This is a genomic window from Escherichia sp. AM3 (assembly GCF_032029835.1).
GTDB classification, from domain to species: Bacteria; Pseudomonadota; Gammaproteobacteria; order Enterobacterales; family Enterobacteriaceae; genus Escherichia; species Escherichia coli.
The window spans coordinates 1-244 of the sequence record NZ_JAVUPQ010001226.1; the positions used below are offsets into that span (position 1 = coordinate 1).

Here is a 244-nt window from a genome sequence, read left to right on the forward strand (position 1 = left end):
CCGTCTCGTTTGTGGTGGCGACGGCTCGCCAGCCCCTCACCGTTTTCCGTACTGAACGCCTGCGGGAGAAAACGCACTATCACGCGGTAGATGAGGAGTGGATGCAGGCCTATGCCGCGCGGATCCGCGCACCGATTGAGGAGTCATGATGATCACATACCAGTTTATCAACGCGCTTTCAGACGCGAAGCCGCAAAGCCATTTGATTGCGCGCGCTGACAGTTCCCTGATACCGGAAAGCGCT

Annotated in this window: 1 pseudogene; it reads left to right on the forward strand. The window is 58.2% G+C overall.

The features are described from left to right. A pseudogene (locus tag RTW80_RS30415) lies at positions 1-149 on the forward strand (N(4)-(beta-N-acetylglucosaminyl)-L-asparaginase); the annotation flags it as partial. Between the last annotated feature and the right edge of the window lie 95 nt (positions 150-244).